General features: G+C 61.6%; 16 protein-coding genes and 1 pseudogene. 11 read left to right on the plus strand and 6 right to left on the minus strand.

Annotated elements, in window-relative coordinates; translation table 11 throughout:
• The first annotated feature begins 107 nt into the window (after positions 1 to 107).
• The 3 genes from KW849_RS19440 (at position 108) to KW849_RS19450 (ending at position 3,337) form a co-directional block, all read left to right on the plus strand.
• Positions 108 to 1,190 (plus strand): BMP family ABC transporter substrate-binding protein, encoded by a 1,083-nt coding sequence (locus tag KW849_RS19440; protein WP_218430884.1) that lies wholly within the window; start codon positions 108 to 110, stop codon positions 1,188 to 1,190.
• A 145-nt stretch (positions 1,191 to 1,335) separates the two neighbouring features.
• Positions 1,336 to 2,301, plus strand: coding sequence for a 2-oxoglutarate and iron-dependent oxygenase domain-containing protein (locus KW849_RS19445; RefSeq protein ID WP_218430885.1), 966 nt, complete (start codon positions 1,336 to 1,338; stop codon positions 2,299 to 2,301).
• Between the two features lie 82 nt (positions 2,302 to 2,383).
• Positions 2,384 to 3,337, plus strand: coding sequence for an adenosine deaminase (locus KW849_RS19450; RefSeq protein WP_218430886.1), 954 nt, complete (start codon positions 2,384 to 2,386; stop codon positions 3,335 to 3,337).
• Between the two features lie 123 nt (positions 3,338 to 3,460).
• Here the strand turns inward: KW849_RS19450 and KW849_RS19455 are convergent, their stop codons facing one another.
• Both KW849_RS19455 and KW849_RS19460 read right to left on the minus strand, forming a co-directional pair.
• Positions 3,461 to 4,195: a helix-turn-helix transcriptional regulator gene (locus KW849_RS19455; RefSeq protein ID WP_218430887.1), complete on the minus strand. Its 735-nt coding sequence runs from the start codon at positions 4,193 to 4,195 to the stop codon at positions 3,461 to 3,463.
• Between the two features lie 315 nt (positions 4,196 to 4,510).
• Complete coding sequence (locus KW849_RS19460) at positions 4,511 to 5,440, minus strand: LysR family transcriptional regulator (protein ID WP_218430888.1); 930 nt, start codon at positions 5,438 to 5,440, stop codon at positions 4,511 to 4,513.
• 122 nt (positions 5,441 to 5,562) lie between these two features.
• Here KW849_RS19460 and KW849_RS19465 point away from each other — a divergent pair, with 122 nt between their 5' ends.
• Entirely contained in the window at positions 5,563 to 6,576 is a 1,014-nt protein-coding gene (locus tag KW849_RS19465) for a zinc-binding alcohol dehydrogenase family protein (RefSeq protein WP_218430889.1), read from the plus strand.
• A 421-nt stretch (positions 6,577 to 6,997) separates the two neighbouring features.
• Here the strand turns inward: KW849_RS19465 and KW849_RS19470 are convergent, their stop codons facing one another.
• Entirely contained in the window at positions 6,998 to 8,194 is a 1,197-nt protein-coding gene (locus KW849_RS19470) for a multidrug effflux MFS transporter (protein ID WP_218430890.1), read from the minus strand.
• Positions 8,195 to 8,284: 90 nt separating this feature from the next.
• Entirely contained in the window at positions 8,285 to 8,482 is a 198-nt protein-coding gene (locus KW849_RS19475) for a heavy-metal-associated domain-containing protein (RefSeq protein ID WP_218430891.1), read from the minus strand.
• A gap of 148 nt (positions 8,483 to 8,630) precedes the next feature.
• Here KW849_RS19475 and KW849_RS19480 point away from each other — a divergent pair, with 148 nt between their 5' ends.
• The 3 genes from KW849_RS19480 to cueR all read left to right on the plus strand — a co-directional run bounded on the left by KW849_RS19480 (position 8,631) and on the right by cueR (position 11,890).
• On the plus strand, positions 8,631 to 9,014 hold the full coding sequence (locus tag KW849_RS19480; RefSeq protein WP_150727783.1) for a hypothetical protein: 384 nt from the start codon (positions 8,631 to 8,633) through the stop codon (positions 9,012 to 9,014).
• Between the two features lie 87 nt (positions 9,015 to 9,101).
• Positions 9,102 to 11,495 carry a heavy metal translocating P-type ATPase gene (locus KW849_RS19485; protein ID WP_218430892.1) on the plus strand — a complete coding sequence of 798 codons (2,394 nt, stop codon included), beginning with the start codon at positions 9,102 to 9,104 and terminating at the stop codon, positions 11,493 to 11,495.
• Positions 11,492 to 11,890, plus strand: a complete 399-nt coding sequence (gene cueR, locus KW849_RS19490; RefSeq protein ID WP_218430893.1) for a Cu(I)-responsive transcriptional regulator — start codon at positions 11,492 to 11,494, stop codon at positions 11,888 to 11,890. Before KW849_RS19485 ends, cueR begins: the two co-directional genes overlap by 4 nt.
• Before the next feature lie 149 nt (positions 11,891 to 12,039).
• On the opposite strand, the gene KW849_RS19495 is transcribed toward cueR, so the two are convergent.
• Positions 12,040 to 12,933, minus strand: a complete 894-nt coding sequence (locus KW849_RS19495) for a PA4780 family RIO1-like protein kinase (protein ID WP_218430894.1) — start codon at positions 12,931 to 12,933, stop codon at positions 12,040 to 12,042.
• A 446-nt stretch (positions 12,934 to 13,379) separates the two neighbouring features.
• Here KW849_RS19495 and KW849_RS31885 point away from each other — a divergent pair.
• A pseudogene (locus KW849_RS31885) lies at positions 13,380 to 14,468 on the plus strand (cache domain-containing protein); the annotation flags it as partial.
• A gap of 129 nt (positions 14,469 to 14,597) precedes the next feature.
• Entirely contained in the window at positions 14,598 to 15,326 is a 729-nt protein-coding gene (locus tag KW849_RS31890) for a methyl-accepting chemotaxis protein (RefSeq protein ID WP_371315412.1), read from the plus strand.
• Between the two features lie 141 nt (positions 15,327 to 15,467).
• Here the strand turns inward: KW849_RS31890 and KW849_RS19505 are convergent, their stop codons facing one another.
• Positions 15,468 to 16,745 (minus strand): acetyl-CoA C-acetyltransferase, encoded by a 1,278-nt coding sequence (locus KW849_RS19505; protein ID WP_218430896.1) that lies wholly within the window; start codon positions 16,743 to 16,745, stop codon positions 15,468 to 15,470.
• Between the two features lie 217 nt (positions 16,746 to 16,962).
• Here KW849_RS19505 and KW849_RS19510 point away from each other — a divergent pair, with 217 nt between their 5' ends.
• On the plus strand, positions 16,963 to 18,315 hold the full coding sequence (locus tag KW849_RS19510; RefSeq protein WP_218430897.1) for a 3-oxoacyl-ACP reductase: 1,353 nt from the start codon (positions 16,963 to 16,965) through the stop codon (positions 18,313 to 18,315).
• A gap of 2 nt (positions 18,316 to 18,317) precedes the next feature.
• The gene (locus KW849_RS19515) at positions 18,318 to 19,172 is read left to right on the plus strand and encodes a MaoC/PaaZ C-terminal domain-containing protein (RefSeq protein WP_218430898.1); all 855 of its coding nucleotides are present in this window, start codon (positions 18,318 to 18,320) and stop codon (positions 19,170 to 19,172) included.
• Positions 19,173 to 19,305 lie beyond the last annotated feature (133 nt).

Genomic DNA, 19,305 nt, shown 5'->3' on the forward strand with positions numbered 1-19,305 from the left:
GCATCACCGCGGATTCACGTTTTGTTGTCTTGTTGGTCAGCAATTTGCATTGCCCTGTGCAAGCCCGAGAGCCCAGCCAACCTCACAACAAAATGGAGTTCCAATTCATGCACAACCGTCCGTTGAAGAAGCTGCTTTGCGCCGTTGTGGCGGCCATCGGTCTGAGCGCCAGCCTGACCGCCGTAGCCGCCGATCCGCTGAAAGTCGGCTTCGTCTATATCGGTCCGATCGGTGACCACGGCTGGACGTATCAGCATGAACAGGGGCGCAAGGAGCTCGCAGAAAAATTCGGCTCGCAAATCACCACCAACTACGTGGAAAACGTCGCCGAAGGCGCCGACGCCGAGCGGGTGATCCGCAACATGGCCAAGGACAAATACGACCTGATCTTCACCACCTCTTTCGGCTACATGAACCCGACCGTGAAAGTCGCCAAACAGTTTCCCAAGGTGACCTTCGAACACGCCACCGGCTACAAGCAGGACAACAACCTCGGTACTTACCTGGCGCGTACTTACGAGGGCCGCTACGTCGGCGGCTTCCTTGCGGCGAAGATGACCAAGAGCAAAAAAGTCGGCTACGTCGCCTCGTTCCCGATCCCGGAAGTGATCCGCGACATCAACGCCATCCAACTGGCATTGAACAAGTACAACCCCGGCACCGAGATCAAGGTGGTGTGGGTCAACTCGTGGTTCGATCCGGGCAAGGAAGCGGATGCCGCCAACGCGCTGATCGATCAGGGTGTGGATGTGGTGTTCCAGCACACCGACAGCCCCGCGCCGATCCAGGCCGCCGAACGTCGCGGCGTGTTTGCCGTGGGCTACGCTTCGGACATGGCGCACTTCGGACCGAAAGCAGTGCTGACCTCCATCGTCAACGACTGGGGCCCGCACTACATTCAGGCAACCCAAAGCGTGATCGACCATGACTGGAAATCCCGGGACTATTGGGGCGGTTTGAAGGAAGGCACGGTTGAACTGCCGATCAGCGACCTGGTGCCGGCGACGGTGAAGAGCGAAGCCGAGCAGATCATCGCCGACATCAAGAGCGGTGCGCTGCAACTGTTCACCGGGCCGATCAAGGATCAGGCCGGAGTCGAAAAAATCCCGGCGGGCGCGAGCGCGACCACGGCGCAACTGGCTTCGATGAATTACTACGTGGAAGGCATGAAGGCCGAGATGCCGAAGTAACTCTTCAGCCAGAACACACCCTCTGTAGGAGCTGGCTTGCCAGCGAAAGGGCCATTCGATCCAGCATTTTCGTTGAATGGGATGACGCTTTCGCTGGCAAGCCAGCTCCTACGGAAGGTCATATCGTACTCATCAGGACAGCCAGATGAACCTGCTCCCGATCATTGACATCGCCCCGCTCTACAGCACCGACCAAATCGCCTGGCAAACTGTCGCCAAACAAATCGACCTCGCCTGCCGCGAGTGGGGTTTCTTCTACATCAAGGGTCATCCGATCAGCACTGCGCGCATCGACGCCCTGCTCGACCACGCCAAACGATTCTTCGCCCGGCCCACCGCCGAAAAACTCAAGATCGACATCACCCAGACCCATCACCATCGCGGGTACGGCGCCATTGCCACCGAGCAATTGGACCCGAGCAAACCCGGCGACCTCAAAGAAACCTTCGACATGGGCCTGCACCTGCCGGCCGAGCACCCTGACGTACTGGCGGAAAAGCCCTTGCGCGGTCCCAATCGCCATCCGTCCATGCCCGGCTGGGAAGCGCTGATGGAGCAACACTACGTCGACATGCAAGCCCTCGCACAAACACTGTTGCGGGCGATGACCCTGGCGCTGGGGATTGAGCGCGATTTCTTCGACACACGCTTCAATGACCCTGTCAGCGTGCTGCGGATGATTCATTACCCGCCGCGCCACACTGCCAGCTCCGCCGAGCAGCAAGGAGCCGGCACCCACACCGACTACGGTTGCATCACCCTGCTTTATCAGGATGCCGCCGCAGGCTTGCAGGTACGCAGCGTCAAGGGTGAGTGGATCGACGCACCGCCCATCGAAAGTACGTTCGTGGTCAACCTTGGCGACATGATGGCGCGCTGGAGTAACGACCGCTATCTGTCGACGCCGCATCGGGTGATCAGCCCGCTCGGCGTGGATCGTTATTCGATGCCGTTCTTCGCCGAGCCGCACCCGGATACCCGCATCGAATGCCTGCCCGGTTGTGAGGATGAACAGCACCCGGCGAAATACCCGGCCACCACCTGCGCCGAGTTCCTGCTCTCGCGCTTCGCCGATACCTACGCTTATCGACGGGAACTGAAAACGCTGTGATGAACCGCCTGGTCAGGTTTTACCAATTGTTGCGGCAACCCTCTGTAGAATGGCGACCATTGCACCTGATGAGAAAAGAATTATGTATGACTGGCTGAACGCCCTGCCCAAGGCAGAATTGCACCTGCACCTGGAAGGCTCGCTGGAACCCGAACTGTTGTTCGCCCTGGCCGAGCGCAACAAGATTGCCCTGCCATGGAGCGACGTCGAAACCTTGCGCAAGGCGTATGCCTTCAACAACCTGCAGGAGTTCCTCGACCTGTATTACCGGGGTGCGGATGTGCTGCGCACGTCCCAGGATTTCTATGACCTGACCTGGGCGTACCTGCTGCGCTGCAAAGAACAGAACGTGATCCACACCGAACCGTTCTTCGACCCGCAGACCCATACCGACCGTGGCATCCCGTTCGAAGTGGTGCTCAACGGTATCGCCGCTGCGCTGAAGGATGGCGAGCAGCAACTGGGTATCACCAGTGGTTTGATCCTGAGCTTCCTGCGCCATCTGAGCGAAGACCAAGCGCAGAAAACCCTCGACCAGGCGCTGCCGTTCCGCGATGCGTTCGTCGCCGTGGGCCTGGACAGTTCCGAGATGGGTCACCCGCCGAGCAAGTTCCAGCGCGTGTTCGACCGTGCCCGTCACGAAGGCTTCCTGACCGTCGCCCACGCAGGTGAAGAAGGCCCGCCCGAGTACATCTGGGAAGCCATCGACCTGCTGAAAATCCAGCGCATCGACCATGGCGTGCGCGCCATCGAAGACGAGCGCCTGATGCAGCGAATCATCGACGAGCAGATCCCGCTGACCGTGTGCCCGTTGTCGAACACCAAGCTTTGCGTGTTCGATCACATGTCCCAACACAACATTCTCGACATGCTGGAACGTGGCGTGAAAGTGACGGTGAACTCCGATGACCCGGCGTACTTCGGTGGCTATGTCACCGAGAACTTCCATGCGCTGCACACCCACCTGGGCATGACCCAGGATCAGGCCAAACGCCTGGCGCAGAACAGCCTCGATGCGCGGTTGGTGAAACCCTAGGCAGCACCGCAAATCCAACTGTAGGAGCTGGCTTGCCAGCGAAAGCGCCCCCCCATTCACCAAAAATGTTGAATGTGGCAACGGCTTCGCTGGCAAGCCAGCTCCTACAGATTGGGGTAAGGTTTAAAGCGCCATTTCCAGTTCGGTTTCCTGGGCAAAGCGATGAATTTCGCGTTGCCCGGAAGCCGTCACCTGCAAGGCTCGGGAATCGTTGGGCAGGCTCAGCCACCCCGACTGCATGAACAGCTGCAACAATGCCGCGCCCAGCGAGCCGCCCATGTGCGGGCGTCTTTCGCTCCAGTCAGGGCATGCGCAGGCAACCCTGCCGTTGTGATGGGCCAGCGCCTGGATGAACACTCCCCGTGCCGCCAACCCCGTCGCGCCCTTGAGCGTGACCGTGACCCGCTGATCAAACTGTTCGATCCAGCCTGCCTCCAGCAGTCGCTGATACAAATCGGCGGACAGGGTGCCCCCCAAGTGATCGTCGCACAGTCGGGCACTCAGCAATGACGAACGCACCGCCCGGGGTTTGACGAGAGGCGTATTGCGTTTGAATACCTGCGCAATATCCTGGGGTGCGCTGGCGAAGGTCGCGCTGGCCAGAGCCTCGATTGCCGCCCCGACCTCGGGCGCGGCCAGGCGGAAGAAGCGTTTGCGGCCGCGGCTTTCAACCCTCAACAGACCTCCAGCGGACAAACGTCCCAGGTGTGCACTGGCCGAAGACGGTGACAGGCCGGCCAGCAATGCCAACTCTTCGGTTGTTCGCGCCGAACCGTCCATCAAGGCCCACATCATTGCGCTGCGCTTTGGGTCAGCCAGCAATGTGGCGATCTGGCTGATGCAAGGTGCATGTTCCATGTATTCACTCCCTGTTGAATCGTTTCGTTTACTGCTCAGAAACATCTTGAGCAGTAATGTGTCGTCGGCCAATCCGTGGAGACTGTCATAAACCCGGCGACGCCTTGCTCACCCATTTGCGCTGCCTGGCCGACGCTGCGAAGGCCAGAAGGATGACCGTCAGCCGGACCGACTCGAACGTTGGTCCACCATTGGGGGATCGACGCTACCTACATGATGAGGGCGCTAGTATATGCGGGTTGGTCGCGGGATCCTGTCCTCCGCCCGGCATAGGTGGTGATCGTTCCTGAGAGAAATTTCTCTTTTTTCGTGCGACTAATGATCGATATCCGAAAAACCCGGAAATTGACTGCTCAAAAGTTCACATCGGCTGACAAGCATTTCACGCAAGAGATTCACCGGCTTACTCAATTGCGCGCGATGGGCGCACAACAGATTCAGCGGTGCGCGCTCACAGAGCAGCTCCGGCATCAGCACCTTCAAGCGGCCGGCCAGTACATCGGCGGCGACATCCAGCCAGGACTTGTACGCGATCCCGGCGCCCGCCACGGCCCAACGGCGCACGACATCGGCATCGTCACTGAAACGATCGCCGCTGACGGTCAGGCTGACTTGGCGTTTGCCGTCGTGAAAACTCCAGTGGTCGTGGACCCGGCTGCCGAGCATGTACAACAGGCAATTGTGCTGTGCCAGTTGCTCCAGATGCCGCGGCTCGCCATGCCGGGCCAGATAGCCGGGAGTGGCGCACAACACCCGGCGGTTCTGCGGGGCGATGGGTAGCGCCACCAGGCTGGAGTCCTCCGGTTCACCGTAGCGCAGGGCAATGTCTACCGGTTGGCGAAACAGGTCGGCGATGCGATCCCCCAGCAGCAGGCGCACGGTCAGTTTCGGATGCTCGCGTTGAAACTCATCGAGCCAGGGCAGCAGCAGATTGCGGCCAAAGTCCGATGGCGCCGACAGTTGCAGAACTCCGCTGACCTGGTCTTGACCACTGGCCAGCAATCGCCGGCCCTCGTCGAGATTGCTCAGGGCCGCGCGGGCGTATTCGAGAAAGCCCTCGCCTTCGGCGGTCAGGCGCAGGCTGCGGGTCGAACGGGCCAACAAGCGGGCGCCGAGCTGTTGTTCGATGCGTTTGAGCGCTGCGCTGGCCACCGCCGCCGACATGTCCATGCCCCGCGCGGCGGCGGACAGACTGCCCAGGTCCGCCGCCCGGACAAACAACTGCAAGTCATCGAAACGCAGCATCAGAGCACCGATTATCAAAAAAATATTGAAAGAGACTGCTCTTTTAGCCGGTTTTATCTTCAGGAGAAATAGCCAATCATCTACCCCATCGAATCTTTCTTATCAGTGTTCCGGAGCCGCTCATGAAAGCCATTGCCTACTACGCCTCGTTGCCGATCAGTGACGACAAGGCTCTGCAAGACATCGAACTGCCGGAGCCGGTTGCCGGTCCCCGCGACTTGCTGGTGGAAGTCAAAGCCATCTCGGTCAACCCGGTGGATACCAAGGTGCGTCAGAACGTCCAGCCTGAGGGCGGCGCGGCCAAGGTGCTAGGTTGGGACGTGGCCGGTGTGGTCAAGGCGGTGGGCAGTGAGGTGACGCTGTTCCAGGCCGGCGACAAGGTGTTTTACGCCGGCTCCATCGCGCGTGCGGGCGGCAACAGCGAGTTGCATGTGGTGGACGAGCGCATCGTCGGCCGCATGCCGAGGACCCTCGGGTTCGCCGAAGCCGCTGCCCTGCCGCTCACCGCAATCACGGCGTGGGAACTGTTGTTCGAACGCCTGCAAGTACGCGAAGGCAAGACCGATGAAGGCCAGAGCCTGTTGATCGTCGGCGCGGCGGGTGGCGTGGGCTCGATGCTTACGCAGCTCGCTCACCAACTGACGGCCCTGAAAGTCATCGGCAGCGCTTCACGTGCGCAGACCCAAAGCTGGGTGAAGGAACTGGGAGCCGATCTGGTGATCGACCATAGCCAGCCACTCTGCGAAGCACTCAAGCGCGCCGGCGTCGATCAGGTCACCCACGTCGCCAGCCTTACCCAGACCGACCAGCACCTGGACCAACTGGTCGAGGCATTGGCGCCCCAAGGCAAGCTGGCGCTGATCGATGACCCCAAGGCGCTGGACGTGACCAAGCTCAAGCGCAAGAGCCTGTCACTGCACTGGGAGTTCATGTACACCCGTTCGCTGTTTGAAACCGCGGACATGATCGAGCAGCACAACCTGCTCAATCGCGTCGCCTGGCTGATCGATGCCGGGACCCTGAAAACCACGGTGGGCGAACACTTCGGCACGATCAATGCGGCCAATTTGCGCCGTGCCCATGCCCTGCTGGAGAGCGGCAAGGCCAAGGGCAAGATTGTGCTGGAAGGGTTCTGAGGCGCTGAAAAAGCCATCGCAGATTTCATGTTTTCCGTCGGCGACCGGGTAGTTCCGGCCGTCGACAATCCCTGCGAGCGCCCTCGAAAAGTCGTGTTTTTTTTAGTTACAAACCGTCAGTCCGACAGTTGATCCTTGTCACAATGGTGCTCGAATTCGGGACTACAATCGAAACTCCTGCGAGGCAGTCTTTTGCGTAACGTCTTTTACGAGACATCTTTTACGGTAGGAGTTCGGCTATGAAGATCCTGATAAAAGAACTGGCAAAGTCCCAGTGGCAAGTTCGCTTGGACCAACATGCTGTAACGTTCCGCAGCGAAGCAGAAGCTCGCGCTTTCACGCGAACCCTTGAAGCGCGCATCCAGGCCCCTCACCCCATTCCCGTCCTCCACCCGCAGCGTGCAGCCGGCTGATTCCGGCCTCAAACCTGGGCTTGCACCAGCGCCCGGGCATTTTGCAAACGCCGGGTGAGCAACGCCGCACTCACCACCAGAATTCCACACAGGCTGATGACCATGGCCATCGGCACGGCGCTGCCGTCGTGCAACACGCCCACCAGCGCAGAGGCACCGGCAGCTACGCTGAATTGCAGGCAACCGAGCAGCGCCGATGCGCTGCCGGCCCGTCCGCCCTGCCCGCTCATCGCACAGGCCGCGGCGTTGGGACTGATGCAACCGAGGCTGGCGATACAGATGAACAATGGAATCAGCAGCGGCCACAGGTGTGCCGGGTGCAGAGAGCTGACAGCGAGCAGAGTCAAACCGGCCGCCAGATAAACCCACACCGCGCGCACCAGCAAGAAGGCCGGACCACACTTGGCCAGCAACCGCGCATTAACCTGTGCCACCAGAATGAAGCCCGCCGCATTGGTGCCGAACAGCCAGCCAAAATGCTCGGCCGGAACGCCGTAGAGCTTGATGATGATGAAGGGTGAGCCGGCGATATAGGCAAACATCCCGGCGATGGCGATGCCCCCGGTCAAGGCATGGCCGAGGAACACCGGGTCGGCCAGCAACCGCCCGTACTGACGCAGCGCACCCGACAGCGGTTGACGCGGTATATGGGCCGGCAAGCTTTCCGGCAATCCCGTCGCAACCGCCAGCCCCGCCAGCGCACTGAATACGGTCAAGGCCAGGAAGATCGACTGCCACCCTGTGGTGTTGACCAACAAACCACCCAGCAATGGCGCGAGGATGGGGGCAAGCCCCATCACCAGCATCAACTGCGAAAAGACTTTCGCCGAACCCACCGCATCACACTTGTCGCTGACCACCGCCCGGGAAATCACCATCCCCGCGCAGCCGCCCAACGCCTGGACGAAACGCGCGCCGATCAGCCATTCCAGATTCGGCGCATAGGCGCACGCCACGGAGGCAACGGTGAACAGGCCGACACCGGTGAGCAACGGAATGCGTCGCCCGAAATGATCCGCCACCGGACCATAGGCCAGCTGACCGATGGACAAGCCGAGGAAGTACGCCGCCAACGTCATCTGAACGTGATTTTCGTCGGTCCCGAAAGCCAGGGCCATGGCCGGGAAGGCTGGCAGATAGAAGTCGATCGCCAGCGGACCGAAAGCGCTCAAGGCGCCAAGTATCAGAATGGTACGCAAGTTCATCAGGCATCCAGTGGGGCAGAAGTCGGCAGCCCGACAGTCTAGCCGTGCATGGACGCCTTGAACATTCCAGTAGCTCGCTAACTATCAAATTCAGGCCAGTTTGACACCGTAGCCCTCTTCGCTGATCGCCTCGATCACTTGCTGAGCGGTCAGCGCACTTTCGACACCGACCTCCCTGGCCACCAGATCGACCCGCACGCTGGCCGCGGGGTCTTTGGCCTGGACCGCCTGAGTGATGGCCTTGACGCAGTGGCCACAAGACATGCCTTCAACGTTGAACACTTGCATGGGATGACTCCTTTTCCGAGGTTTGAACCGAGTTTCGAGCTTGCCACCATGGCAAGGTCAAGTTCTGAAGCTAGCTGCCGGGCTGGCAATCGGCGCAGCGCTCGGCCAAGCTGCGTCCATCAATGACTCGAACTCAGGAGATTCAGCCATGCGCTGGTCAGTTTTCAGCCTGTTTGGCTTTCTCAGCCTTTTCGCCACCGTGCCTTCGGTCAATGCTGCCGGTCAGGATTATGGCGTGCTGATCATTTCCCGCGAGCGCCTGGAAGTCGCGACCAGTTGCGAAATCGGTGTGTACATCCAGGATCAATTGGCGGCGCGGCTGTTTCAGGAACAGAGCACCTCGTTCAACCTGCCGCCGGGCATCGTCTCGTTGCGCCTCAAGTTGCTCCCGGGGCAGGTCCCGGGTTGCAATCCGGGCATGCTCGCCCCGGGTTCGCAGGATATCCAGCTCAAGGCCGGGGATGTGCTCAAGTACCGGATCGCGATGACGCAGGAAGGGATGTATCTCAAGCGCGCCGGTCTTGGTTACTGATGGGTTACTTGATCTGAAACATGGCACTTGACCTTGCCAGCATGGCAAGGTTGATCCTGTGGTCACCTACTACAGGGAGTGCGACCGATGTCCGAATCCACCACGTTCGACCTGCCGATTGCCGGCATGACCTGCGCCAGTTGCGCCGGGCGTGTCGAGCGCGCCTTGAGCAAAGTCATTGGCGCCAGTGCCGTCAGCGTCAACCTCGCCACTGAACAGGCGCGGGTGCAAGCACCCAGCGACAGCCTGCCGGCCTTGATGGATGCCGTGGTCAAGGCCGGCTACAGCGTGCCGCAGCACAGCCTGGAACTGAGCATCGACGGCATGACCTGTGCGTCCTGCGTTGGTCGGGTCGAGCGTGCGTTGGGCAAGGTTGCCGGAGTGAAAAGCGTCAGCGTCAACCTGGCCAACGAACGCGCCCACCTTGAACTGCTCGGCCAGATCGATCCGCAATCCTTGATCGCCGCAGTGACCAAGGCTGGCTACAGCGCCAGCGTCTGGGAAGCCGAACACCCGTCAATCGACAACCAGCAACAACGCCTGCATCGCGAACGCCTGGCCTTGATCATGGCCATCGCCCTCGCCTTGCCGCTGGTATTGCCAATGCTGCTACAGCCCTTCGGCGTGCACTGGATGCTCCCGGCCTGGGCGCAGTTCGCCTTGGCCACGCCGGTGCAATTCATCTTCGGCGCACGGTTTTACGTCGCCGCGTGGAAAGCCGTGCGCGCCGGGGCCGGCAACATGGACCTGCTGGTGGCCCTGGGCACCAGCGCCGGGTATGGCTTGAGCCTGTACGAATGGGCCACCGCTGCCGGGCGCATGCCGCACCTGTATTTCGAAGCCTCGGCGGTGGTGATCGCCCTGGTGCTGCTGGGCAAGTACCTGGAAAGCCGCGCCAAGCGCCAGACCGCCAGCGCCATCCGTGCCCTCGAAGCCTTGCGCCCGGAACGGGCGATTCGGGTGATCGATGGCCACGAGCAAGACGTCGCCATCAGCGCCCTGCGCCTCGATGACCTGGTGATGGTCAAACCCGGAGAACGTTTCCCGGTGGACGGCGTAGTGGTTGAAGGCCAGAGCCATGCCGACGAAGCGCTGATCAGCGGCGAGAGCCTGCCGGTGCCCAAGCAGCCCGGCGACAAAGTCACCGGTGGCGCGATCAACGGTGAAGGCCGGTTGCTGGTGCGTACCCAGGCCCTCGGTGCGGAAACCGTGCTGGCGCGGATCATCCGTCTGGTGGAAGACGCCCAGGCCGCAAAAGCGCCGATCCAGAAACTGGTGGATAAAGTCAGCCAGGTGTTCGTGCCCACTGTGCTGCTGATTGCCCTGGTCACCCTGATCGGTTGGTGGCTGTACGGCGCGCCAATGGAAACTGCGCTGATCAACGCCGTGGCAGTGCTGGTGATCGCCTGCCCGTGCGCCCTGGGTCTGGCCACGCCAACGGCGATCATGGCCGGCACCGGCGTGGCGGCGCGCTACGGGATTCTGATCAAGGACGCCGAAGCACTGGAGCGAGCCCATGAAGTCAGCGCGGTGGTATTCGACAAGACCGGCACCCTGACCTCCGGCGCCCCGCGCATTGCTCATCTGAGTGCCATCGACAGTGATGAGGCGCGCCTGCTGCAATTGGCCGGCGCCCTGCAACGCGGCAGTGAGCATCCGCTGGCCAAGGCTGTTCTGGATGCCTGTGCCGAACGCCACTTGAAGGTGGCCGATGTCAGCGACAGCCGGTCCCTGACCGGCCGCGGCATCGCCGGCAGCCTCGAAGGGCGTCGCCTGGCGCTGGGCAATCGGCGCCTGCTGGAGGACAGCGGCTTGAATGCCGGGCCATTGGCCGACTCGGCGATCGCGTGGGAAAAAGAAGGCCGGACCTTGTCCTGGCTGATCGAGCAATCCCCCGAACCACAGGTGCTGGGCCTGTTCGCCTTCGGTGACACCCTCAAGCCCGGCGCACTGCAAGCAGTGCAACAACTGAGTGCACGAAACATCAGCAGCCACCTGCTGACCGGCGATAATCGCGGCAGCGCCAACGTAGTGGCCGAGGCCCTGGGCATCCACGATGTGCATGCCGAAGTGCTGCCGGCAGACAAAGCCGCCACGGTCGCCGCACTGAAACAAACCGGGGTGGTGGCGATGGTCGGTGACGGCATCAACGACGCCCCGGCACTGGCCGCCGCCGACATCGGCATCGCCATGGGGGGCGGCACCGACGTCGCCATGCACGCGGCCGGCATCACCCTGATGCGCGGCGATCCACGGCTGGTGCCGGCAGCACTGGAAATCAGCCGCAAGACCTACGCCAAGATTCGCCAGAACCTGTTCTGGGCGTTCGTCTATAACCTGATCGGCATTCCATTGGCGGCATTCGGCTTCCTCAACCCGGTGCTGGCCGGTGCGGCCATGGCGTTGTCGAGCGTCAGCGTGGTGAGCAATGCGTTACTGTTGAAAACCTGGAAACCCAAGGACCTGGAGGACAACCGATGAACATCGGCCAAGCGGCTCGCCACAGCGGCCTGAGCGCAAAGATGATCCGTTATTACGAATCCATCGGCCTGCTCAAGGCGGCCCATCGCACCGACAGCGGCTACCGGGTATACGGTGAAGACGACCTGCACACGCTGGCGTTCATCAAACGCTCGCGGGACCTGGGGTTTTCCCTGGAAGAAGTCGGCAAGTTGCTGACCCTCTGGCAAGACCGCCAGCGTGCCAGCGCCGATGTGAAAGCGTTGGCCCGCCAGCACATCGAAGAGTTGAACCAGAAGATCCGCGAACTCGGCCAGTTGCGCGACACCTTGCAGGACCTGGTTGAGCACTGCCAGGGCGATCATCGGCCGGATTGCCCGATTCTGAAGAATCTGGAGTCGGGGTGTTGCCCCTGAAATAGGCCTATAGGCAGGAGCTGCCGAAGGCTGCGATCTTTTGATCTTAAAAAATCAGGATCAAAAGATCGCAGCCTTCGGCAGCTCCTACAAGGGATTGCCAGTTGGGCACAAAAAACCCGGCCGAAGCCGGGTTTTGCTTTATCCGATCACTGCATCCAGGGCGGAGGCGGTTCTTCGGTCTTGCCCGGCGGCGCATCGTCCGCCGCGCGTACGGCTTGCTTGCGCTCTTCATCCAGGCGTGCGGCCTCGATTTCGCGCATGATGCCGCCCACGTCGGCCAGCTCTTCCGTGTCGGCGAACTCGCCGGTCAGGACACTGGCCGGGTGCAAGGTGCCGGCCTCGTACAAGGCCCACATTTCCTTGGCGTACTTGGTCTTCTTCAATTCCGGCGCAAACCGCCCGAAGTAGGACGCCATGTTGCCCACATCGCGCTCCAACATGCTGAACGCGTGGTTGTTGCCCGCCGCGTCCACCGCTTGCGGCAGGTCGATGATGACTGGACCGGTCGGCGTCAGCAGCACGTTGAACTCGGACAGGTCACCGTGCACCAGACCGGTACACAACATCAGCACGATCTGGGAAATCAGATACGCGTGATACTCACGGGCCTGGTCCGGCTCCAGCACCACATCGTTCAGACGCGGCGCGGCATCACCGTACTCGTCGGCCACAAGCTCCATGAGCAGCACGCCTTCGAGGAAGTCGTACGGCTTGGGCACCCGCACACCGGCACTGGCCAGGCGGAACAGCGCCGCCACTTCGGCGTTCTGCCAGGCGTCCTCGGTTTCCTTGCGGCCAAACTTCGAGCCCTTGGCCATCGCACGGGCCTGACGGCTGTTGCGCACCTTGCGGCCTTCCTGGTATTCGGCCGCCTGACGGAAACTGCGTTTATTCGCCTCCTTGTAGACCTTCGCGCAACGCAACTCGTTGCCGCAGCGCACCACATAAACAGCTGCTTCTTTACCACTCATGAGTGGGCGCAGCACCTCGTCGACCAGACCGTCCTCGATCAGGGGTTCAATGCGTTTTGGAGTCTTCATCAGCTTTTATTGTGGGTCCTTTATTACCAAACACGCGAAAGTCATTCGTTATACGGCAATCCACCCACGGGGGGGAGGGGTTGCCGACCTATGAGTATTGCAGAAGCACACAATGTGCCGATTTCATCAGGAAAAACCGACGACCGCCACGGGTCGCTCCAGATCATAGCCGAGCCTGCGTCACCTGTTGTGCAAGGGTATTGAGGGCAATTGCGACAGAAACTGACACTACAGCTCATACCTTCCGTAGGATTTTTCCCAACAGGCCTCAATTTCCTCCGACAACAGCCGAAGTCCTTAGTGACAAAGTGATTTGTCCGACAATCGCTGCCACAACAACAGCGATGCCGCACTCAAGGACCCGGGTTGACCAAGAACGTTTACGGCTGCCAATAAACCGCGAGTCATCTGCACTGCGTGGGCCTACAAGAAAATCTGGAGCGCGGATGAACATCAAACAGAAGTTGACCTGGGCGTTTGCAATCATCGCCTGCCTGCCCGTGGTGCTGGTCGCCACCCTCGTTGTGCTGAACCTGCGCAGTGATGCCAGGGACGAATTCGTCGACGGCAGTGCCCGCGAGATTCGTCAGGTCAGCAACGCCATGCAATTGTTCTTTGACGGCATCAGCCAGAACGTCGATTACCTGGCCAGGCAGCCGTTGATCCGAAACTCCGACGACAGCCTCAAGACTTACATGGTCGCCAACGCCGAGAGCGTCCCTCAAGGCGAGGCTGACAAAAAAGTCTTCGCCCTGCTCCAGGATCTGGGCAACAGCCACCCGGCCTACGCCTATGCCATCCTCGGCACGGCGGCGGGTGGCTACGTGTCGTGGCCGGATGACCCGAAGCTGAACAATTACGACCCACGCCAGCGCCCCTGGTACAAGGCGGCCCAGGCCAAGCCGGGCAAACCGTTCCGTACCGAGGCCTATTACTGGGCCCAGGACGACGCGACCTACGTCAGCACCGTGCGCACCATCGACAACAAGCTGGGCACCAACGGCGGCGTGGTCAGCATTGACGTGACGCTCAAGCAGCTCACCGAAATCGTCAAGCAGATCAAGCTCGGTGAAACCGGCTACCTGATGCTGCTGGAAAACACCGGCATGGTCCTGGTGGACCCGAAACAACCGGAACACAACTTCAAACCCCTGAACAGCCTTGGCGACGGCTACGCGCAACTGGCCAAGGCCGGCAAGGGCCTGGTGGAAGTGGAGCTCAACGGCGAGCACTACATGGCCAACGTCTGGCCGTCGGAGCAACTGGGCTGGACCTTCATCGGCCTGATCAAACAGGACGACGTGATGAGTTCAGCAACCCGGTTGACCTGGTTGATCGCCATCATCGCCGCCGTCCTGGCCGTCATCTTCGCCATCGTCGGCGCCAGTTTTTCCAGCCTCATCGTGCGCCCGATCCGCAGCGTGGCCAGTGGCCTGGAAGGCATCGCCCAAGGCGAAGGCGACCTGACCCAGAACCTGCAAATCCGTGGCAACGATGAAACCGCGCAACTGGCCAACTGGTTCAACCAGTTCCTGACCGCGATTCGCAACCTGATCCAGAACATCGGCGGCGCAGCGGGCAAGATCCTCGCCACATCCAAGAGTTCGACCCAGGTTTCCAGCGACATGGCCGAAGCCGCCGGACGCCAACGTGAAGCGGTGGACATGGTCTCCACGGCGTTCCACGAAATGGTCGCCACCGCTAACGAAGTCGCGCGCTCTTGCAGCCAGGCGGCGGAGTCTGCCGACAGTGGCCAGCGCCAGGCGCGCGAAGGTCAGCAGCAGATCGATGCGGCAGTGAACAGCGTTGATCGCCTGAGCCAGGAAATCGAACAGTCGGCCCAGTCGATGCAACAGCTCGAACGCGACAGCAACGACATCCAGTCGATCCTGGGGACCATCCGCTCGATCGCTGAACAGACCAACCTGCTGGCGCTGAACGCCGCGATCGAAGCGGCCCGTGCCGGTGAACAGGGACGCGGCTTTGCCGTGGTGGCTGACGAAGTGCGGGCCCTGGCCAAGCGCACGGCCGACTCCACGGCGGAAATCGACGGACTGCTGGGCAACCTGGCCAAACGCACCAGCCAGGTGACGCAGCAGATGCACGCCAGCCTGGAAGTGTCCCAGCAATCGGTGACGCGCATCGGTGAGGCGCGCAGCAGCTTCGGGCAGATTCGTGAATCGGTGGACGTGATCCGCGACATGAACACCCAGATCGCCACGGCGGCGGAACAACAGCATCAGGTGGCCGAAGACATCAACCGGCACATCAGCCAGATCCACGGCGATGCGCAGTTGGTGGCGGAACTGGCCAACTCGGCGCGCCTGGACTCCCAGAGCCTGGCCGGATTGTCGAATGAGCTGGACGGGTTGGTGCGCAGGTTCCGTACCTGATCCCTGTTGACGGGTGGCCGCTTCGCGGCCATTCGCTGGCAAGCCAGCTCCTACACATATTGCGCAACGGCTCAATCTGTAGGAGCTGGCTTGCCAGCGAAGGCGATCTCATGGTCGAAACAGAAACAACAGCATTCTTGCTCAACGTTCGATAATGGCGGTTACGCCCTGCCCGCCCGCCGCGCAGATCGATATTAGCCCCCGCCCCTTGCCCGCTGCATCCAGCAACTTCGCCAGGTTGGCGACGATGCGCCCGCCGGTGGCGGCAAACGGATGCCCCGCCGCCAGTGAACTGCCTTTGACGTTGAGTCGGCTGCGGTCAATCGAGCCCAACGGCGCATCGAGGCCGAGACGGGTTTTGCAATATTGCGGATCTTCCCAGGCCTTCAACGTGCACAGCACTTGCGCGGCGAAGGCTTCGTGGATTTCGTAGTAATCGAAGTCCTGCACGGTCAGGCCATTGCGCGCCAGCAAACGTGGCACGGCGTAGACCGGCGCCATCAACAACCCTTCGGCACCGTTGACGAAATCCACCGCCGCCGCTTCGCCGTCGCGCCAGTAGGCAAGAATCGGCAACCCTCGCTCCTTGGCCCATTCTTCGCTGCCCAGCAGCACCAGTGACGCGCCATCAGTCAGCGGTGTGGAGTTGCCTGCGGTCAGGGTGCCCCTGGCGCTTTTCTCGTAGGCTGGCTTGAGCGCGGCGAGCTTTTCCAGCGTGGAGTCCGGGCGCAGATTGTTGTCGCGGGTCAGGCCCAGGAACGGTGTCATCAGGTCGTTGTGCCAGCCCTCGGCGTAGGACGCGGCCAGTTTCTGATGGCTCTCAAGTGCCAGTAAATCCTGTGCTTCGCGGGGTATGTTCCAGGTCTGCGCCATCAGTTCGCAATGCTGCCCCATGGACAACCCGGTGCGCGGCTCACCGTTGCGCGGGAACTCGGGGATCAGATGTTTGGGGCGCAATTGCAGGAAGGTTTTCAGTTTGTCGCCGGTGGTTTTCGCGCGATTGGCTTGCAGGAGGATTTTGCGCAGGCCGTCGCTGACGCTGATCGGCGCATCCGAGGTGGTGTCCACGCCACCGGCAATGCCGCAGTCGATCTGGCCCAGGGCAATCTTGTTCGCCACCAGCAACGCCGCTTCCAGCCCGGTGCCGCAAGCCTGCTGGATGTCATAGGCCGGGGTGGCGGGCGACAGTCGCGAACCCAGTACGCACTCGCGCGCAAGGTTCATGTCCCGCGACAACTTGAGCACGGCCCCGGCAACCACTTCGCCGATACGCTGGCCATGCAGGTTGTAACGTTCGATCAGGCCTTCGAGGGCAGCGGTGAGCATCACCTGGTTACTGGCCGTGGCGTAGGGGCCATTGGAGCGGGCGAAGGGAATCCGGTTACCGCCGATGATCGCGACGCGGCGCAGTTGGGTCATGAAAAGCTCCTGATGAAATAGCCAAAATTGAAACTCCCCCCTGTAGGAGCTGCCGAAGGCTGCGATCTGTTGACTTGGCTTTTTTGGAATCAAGATCAAAAGATCGCAGCCTTCGGCAGCTCCTACACTGACCAAGCGTAGGCCTTATCTCGTGGATCGAACGACCGATCGCCGCTCGTGGTCCACACTTTGATCCCCAGCTTTCGGAGCGCGTTCCATGTCTGACCGCTATATCGACTTCGCCAATTCATCCATTGGCCATCGTCTGGTCGGTGCCCTGGGGTTGCCGGCGCCGAGCAGACTGGAGCGCTGGCAAGCGGGCCGGTTGCGACCTGTAGACGGCGCGTTGCTGATCGGCGGCGGGCCATTGGCCGAACTCGTCAGCGCCTTCGCCAACCGCCTGACCGACGCGATCTACAGCTACGGCATCGAGCCTTCGATGGCCACGGCCTGGATTCCCGGCCACGGACCGAAACTCAAGGCCGTGGTGTTCGACGCCAGTGACCTGCTGCACACCAATCAGCTCAAGCAACTGCGCGAGTTTTTCCAGCCGCTGATGAAGAACCTCGAACACTGTGCGCACCTGGTGATTCTCGGGCGCGATCCGCAAACCTTGCGCGACCCGTTCGCCGCCAGTGCGCAGCGTGCCCTGGAAGGTTTCAGTCGTTCCCTGGCCAAGGAATTACGCAGCGGTGGCACCCTGCAATTGATCTACGTCGGCGAAGGGGCCGAGGCGCAACTGGAAGGCCCGCTGCGGTTTTTCCTCTCACCGAAAAGCGCCTTCGTGTCCGGACAGGTCATTCGCTTGAATCCGTGCTCGACGCCAGTCACCGACTGGACACGCCCGCTCGCCGGGCGCAAGGCACTGGTCACTGGCGCGGCGCGGGGCATTGGTGCCGCCATCGCGGAAACCCTGGCCCGTGATGGTGCCGACGTCATCCTGCTCGACGTGCCGCCAGCCAAAACCGATCTCGAAGCCCTCGCCGCACGCCTCGGTGGGCGCAGCATCACCCTCGACATCTGCACCGAAGACGCCGCCGCGCAGTTGATCGAACAGTTGCCCGACGGCCTTGACATCGTGGTGCACAACGCCGGCATCACCCGTGACAAAACCCTGGCCAACATGACCCCCGAATACTGGGACGCCGTGCTGGCGGTCAACCTCAATGCGCCGCAAGTGCTGACCAAAGCCCTGCTCGACAGCGGCACCCTGCACGACAACGGCCGGGTGGTCCTGTTGGCGTCCATCAGCGGCATTGCCGGCAATCGCGGGCAAACCAATTATGCGGCGAGCAAGGCCGGGCTCATTGGCCTGGCGCAAGCGTGGGCGCCACTGCTCACCGAGCGCGGTATCAGCATCAACGCCGTGGCGCCGGGCTTCATCGAAACGCAAATGACCGCGCACATTCCCTTCGGCCTGCGCGAAGCCGGACGGCGCATGAGTTCGCTTGGCCAGGGCGGCTTGCCACAAGACGTCGCCGAAGCCGTGGCCTGGCTTGCGCAACCAGGCACCGGCGCGTTCACCGGGCAAGCGTTGCGCGTGTGTGGGCAAAGCGCTCTGGGGGCTTAAGGATGATCACCGACTGGCACACACTCAACCGCGAACCCAGCCTGCCGGGGTCGTACGCACGAGCGGCGACACGGCGAAAAATCACTGGCACCCGCCTGCCCGATTCGGGATTACGTTGCTGGGTCGAAGTCGATCCCAAGCGCCTGGCGGCTTATCGCAAGGTCTGTGGTTTCGCCGACAACGGCCTGCTGCCACCGACCTACCCGCATATCCTCGGGTTCGCCTTGCAGATGCAGTTGCTCACGGCCAGGGACTTCCCGTTTCCGCTGCTGGGCCTGATTCACCTGAGCAATCGCATTCGGGTGCTGCGCCCCATGGGCGGGGTGAATCGGGTGCGCGTCAGCGTGCTGGTGCAGAATCTGCAACCCCACGCCAAAGGCGCGACGTTCGATTTGCTCACCACCCTCGACGATCAGTTGGGGTCGTTGTGGGAGGCGCAAAGCCGGATGCTCTGTCGCGGCGTGAAACTCGAGGGTGAACCGCTCGAAGAACCTCTGACAACCAGCTTGGCCTTGAGCGAAATCGAGCACTGGAAAGCGCCCTCGGACATCGGCCGGCAATACGCCAAGGTGTCCGGCGACTACAACCCGATCCACCTGAGCGCGGCCAGCGCCCGGCTCTTCGGTTTCCCGACCGCCATCGCCCACGGCTTGTGGAACAAGGCGCGCACGCTGGCTGCGCTGACCGGGCATCTGCCAGCGGCGAATGTCGAGATCATGGTGCAGTTCAAGAAGCCGGTACGGTTGCCCAGTGGGGTAACGTTGCTCGCCAGTGCTCCGGGACCGAGCGGGGATCTGCAATTGGTGGGTACCGGCGATCTGGAGCATATGGTCGGGCAGTGGCGGCCGGTAGCCTGATAAGACCGATGCCTGTGGCGAGGGAGCTTGCTCCCGCTGGGCTGCGAAGCGGCCCCGAAACCCGGCAATGGCATTTTTACTGATACGCTCCATCGACCGGTTTACGGGTGCTACGCACCCGAGCGGGAGCAAG

This window comes from Pseudomonas sp. PDM26 (assembly GCF_019219185.1).
GTDB lineage: Bacteria > Pseudomonadota > Gammaproteobacteria > Pseudomonadales > Pseudomonadaceae > Aquipseudomonas.

Bases quoted from the DNA above. Each gene is read 5' to 3' on its own strand.
- KW849_RS31890 (WP_371315412.1), top strand. From the start codon at position 14,598: ATGGTCTCCACGGCGTTCCACGAAATGGTCGCCACCGCTAACGAAGTC.
- KW849_RS19505 (WP_218430896.1), bottom strand. From the start codon at position 16,745: ATGACCCAACTGCGCCGCGTCGCGATCATCGGCGGTAACCGGATTCCC.
- KW849_RS19445 (WP_218430885.1), top strand. From the start codon at position 1,336: ATGAACCTGCTCCCGATCATTGACATCGCCCCGCTCTACAGCACCGAC.
- KW849_RS19485 (WP_218430892.1), top strand. From the start codon at position 9,102: ATGTCCGAATCCACCACGTTCGACCTGCCGATTGCCGGCATGACCTGC.
- KW849_RS19465 (WP_218430889.1), top strand. From the start codon at position 5,563: ATGAAAGCCATTGCCTACTACGCCTCGTTGCCGATCAGTGACGACAAG.
- KW849_RS19470 (WP_218430890.1), bottom strand. From the start codon at position 8,194: ATGAACTTGCGTACCATTCTGATACTTGGCGCCTTGAGCGCTTTCGGT.
- KW849_RS19495 (WP_218430894.1), bottom strand. From the start codon at position 12,933: ATGAAGACTCCAAAACGCATTGAACCCCTGATCGAGGACGGTCTGGTC.
- KW849_RS19455 (WP_218430887.1), bottom strand. From the start codon at position 4,195: ATGGAACATGCACCTTGCATCAGCCAGATCGCCACATTGCTGGCTGAC.
- KW849_RS19440 (WP_218430884.1), top strand. From the start codon at position 108: ATGCACAACCGTCCGTTGAAGAAGCTGCTTTGCGCCGTTGTGGCGGCC.
- KW849_RS19450 (WP_218430886.1), top strand. From the start codon at position 2,384: ATGTATGACTGGCTGAACGCCCTGCCCAAGGCAGAATTGCACCTGCAC.
- KW849_RS19475 (WP_218430891.1), bottom strand. From the start codon at position 8,482: ATGCAAGTGTTCAACGTTGAAGGCATGTCTTGTGGCCACTGCGTCAAG.
- KW849_RS19460 (WP_218430888.1), bottom strand. From the start codon at position 5,440: ATGCTGCGTTTCGATGACTTGCAGTTGTTTGTCCGGGCGGCGGACCTG.
- KW849_RS19515 (WP_218430898.1), top strand. From the start codon at position 18,318: ATGATCACCGACTGGCACACACTCAACCGCGAACCCAGCCTGCCGGGG.
- KW849_RS19510 (WP_218430897.1), top strand. From the start codon at position 16,963: ATGTCTGACCGCTATATCGACTTCGCCAATTCATCCATTGGCCATCGT.
- KW849_RS19480 (WP_150727783.1), top strand. From the start codon at position 8,631: ATGCGCTGGTCAGTTTTCAGCCTGTTTGGCTTTCTCAGCCTTTTCGCC.
- cueR (WP_218430893.1), top strand. From the start codon at position 11,492: ATGAACATCGGCCAAGCGGCTCGCCACAGCGGCCTGAGCGCAAAGATG.